General features: G+C 75.1%; 2 protein-coding genes. One reads left to right on the top strand and one right to left on the bottom strand.

Annotation, left to right across the window (positions count from 1 at the left end; translation table 11 throughout):
• Positions 1 to 172: 172 nt before the first annotated feature.
• Positions 173 to 1,105, top strand: coding sequence for a Fic family protein (locus FOE67_RS22320; protein WP_182666634.1), 933 nt, complete (start codon positions 173 to 175; stop codon positions 1,103 to 1,105).
• Positions 1,106 to 1,537: 432 nt separating this feature from the next.
• Here the strand turns inward: FOE67_RS22320 and FOE67_RS22315 are convergent, their stop codons facing one another.
• Positions 1,538 to 2,371, bottom strand: a complete 834-nt coding sequence (locus FOE67_RS22315; protein ID WP_182666633.1) for an HAD family hydrolase — start codon at positions 2,369 to 2,371, stop codon at positions 1,538 to 1,540.
• Between the last annotated feature and the right edge of the window lie 263 nt (positions 2,372 to 2,634).

Raw genomic sequence — 2,634 nt, 5'->3', positions numbered from 1 at the left:
CCCGCCCTCCGGTCCCCCGTTCGGGGGACACCGGGCGGGCGGGGCCTTCGTGCGCGAACCGCGCGCCGCGACGTTCCCGGCGTCCCGGGAGCAGCGGTGTCCCCGGGGGCGGCGGGCACCCCCGCAACCCTCGGAAACGGCTCCCCGCGCCCCGGCGCGTAGGCTGCGGGGCATGAGCCCGCAGAGCCCCGGAACCGACCCCCTGGCCCCCCTCGCCGACCTCCCCGGGGTGGCGGAGGCCGTCGAGACGGCGCGTGCCGCCGTGGACGCCCTGCACCGCCACCGGGTCATGCGCCGCCGCCGCACCGAGGTCGCGGCCGAGGCCGCCCTGCGCGGCGCCCGGGCCTCCGCGGCCCTGGCGGGGGCCGACTGGGGACTGGAGGAGGTCCGCCGCCGAACCGACTTCGGCACCGACGCGCAGGCCCGCACCGTCGGGGCCGCCCTGCGCGCCACCGCCGAGGCGGCCCACCTGCGGGACATCTGGAAGACCTCGCCGCTGCGCGTCCTGGCCCGCCTCCACCTGGTGGCGGAGGGAGGGGTCCCGGCCGGTGCGGGGACCGGGGCGGAGGTCGCCGGGGCGGCCCCCGGGGCGGTCGACGCCGGAGAAGGGGTCGGCACCGCGTCCGACGGGGGGATCGGGGTCGAGCGGATCGGCCGTCCCCGCCTGCCCGGCGAGTCCGTCACTGACGGCGGACGGGACGCCGGTGACCTCCCGCTGCCCGACGCGACGGAGACCGCCGCCCGTCTCGCCGCGCTGCGGGACCTGATCACCGGGGGCTCCTCCGCGCCGGTGCTCGTGCAGGCCGCCGTGGTGCACGGGGAGTTGTCGGCGCTGCGCCCCTTCGGCTCCCGCAACGGCATCGTCGCCCGGGCCGCCTGCCGCATCGTGCTCACCGGCGGGGGCCTGGACCCGGGCGCGGTCGCGCCGGCGGAGGTCGGCTTCGCGGAACAGGGCCCGGACGCCCACCACGCGGCCCTGGCCGAGTACGCCTCCGGAACCGCCGATGGGGTCGCCCGATGGATCATCCACTGCGGGCGCGCGGTGGAGTTGGGGGCCCGGGAGTCCGTGGCGGTGTGCGAGGCGCTCCAGCGCGGTGCCGCCTGAGGAACGCGGTTCGCGTGTCAGGGGGCGCACACGGGAGCGGCGGCGACGCCTTGGCGTCGTCGCCGCGGGACACGTGTACCGGGTGATCAGGCGTGCGATTCCGAAGTGCCCACCGGGGGACGTCGACAACCCGTTCCCCGATGCGGCGGCCCTATCGCGGGTCGGCTGCGCGTGGGTGCCCGATGATCACGTGTCCGTTGTTCCCGGGTCACCGAGGGAGTCGGTGACGACTCCTTCGGGGCCCTCGACCCTCCGGGGTCGATACCTCCTTTGTACTCCTCTCCGCCGGGGAACGGAAGTGGAAGGAAGCAGGAGAAAACGGAAGGAAGGTGGCGAAGAGGGCGAGCGGGGAGGGGGTGTGACGAAAAAAGGGACGAACGGCGACCGAACGGGCCCGTCGATCGGGGCCCACCGGCCTCCCGCGAGGGACCGTCAGCCGCCGGCGCGGGCCGCCCGCTCCCGCTCCCACCACCACCGCACCACCAGGGCCGCGCCCACGGCGGCGCCCACCGCCAGGCCCACGGCCAGGGCGGATCGGGCCGGCGGGGCGGACATCCGCCGGCGCAGCGGCACCGGCCGGCTGAAGGTGAGGATCGGCCACTCCCGGGCCAGTGCCTCCCGGCGCAGCGCGCGATCGGGGTTGACCGCGTGCGGCATGCCGACCGCCTCCAGCATCGGCACATCGGTGATCGAGTCGCTGTAGGCCCAGCACCGCTCCAGGTCGTAGCCCCGCGTCCCGGCCAACTCGCGGATGGCCTCCGCCTTGGTCGGCCCGTAGGCGTAGTACTCGATCTCGCCGGTGTAGCGGCCCTCCTCGACGACCATCCGGGTCGCCACGACCCGGTCGGCGCCCAGCAGTTCGCCGATGGGCTCGACCACCTCGGCGCCGGAGGTGCTGACGATGACGATGTCCCGGCCGGCGGCGCGGTGCTCGGCGATCAGGGCGGCGGCCTCGGCGTAGACGAACGGGTCGATCATCTGGTGCAGGGTCTCGGCGACGATCTCCCGAACCTGCTGGACGTCCCATCCCCGACACAGCGCCGAAAGCATCTTCCGCATGCGTTCGGTCTGCTCGTGATCGGAGCCTCCGACCAGATAGACGAACTGTGCGTAGGCGGTGCGCAACACGGCCCGACGGTTCATCAGCCCACCCCGATAGAAGGGGCGGCCGAACGCCAGGGTGCTCGACTTGGCGATGACCGTCTTGTCGAGATCGAAGAAGGCCGCCGTGCGCGGGCGCGGGGGATTTTCCACGCGCCCGAGCATAATCGCCCGCCATTCGGCGTACCCGGGGCCGTCCCGGTTTGCCTATCGGGCCCATCGGGTACACCATGGAAGTCACGGATCGTTCGCGACCGTGCTAACCCGGTCCGGCTCCTACCCCCCCCGGAGCCGACCGCGGAAGACGACCCCCGCTCTCCCCCCCGGCGGGGGTCGTCGCATGTCCGGGATCGCCCGATGCCGCCGTCTCCCGTCCGGCGGCGCCACCCGGCCCCCGTCCGGCGAACACCCGCGGGTCCCTCTTCGGC

The organism is Streptomyces calidiresistens, from assembly GCF_014141525.1.
Classification (GTDB): Bacteria; Actinomycetota; Actinomycetes; order Streptomycetales; family Streptomycetaceae; genus Streptomyces; species Streptomyces calidiresistens.
The sequence above is the reverse complement of the archived record's forward strand: the minus strand, read 5'-3'. Positions and strand labels throughout refer to the sequence as shown.

Excerpts from the sequence above, each read along its gene's own strand:
- FOE67_RS22320 (WP_182666634.1), top strand. The coding sequence starts at position 173 with ATGAGCCCGCAGAGCCCCGGAACCGACCCCCTGGCCCCCCTCGCCGAC.
- FOE67_RS22315 (WP_182666633.1), bottom strand. The coding sequence starts at position 2,371 with ATGCTCGGGCGCGTGGAAAATCCCCCGCGCCCGCGCACGGCGGCCTTC.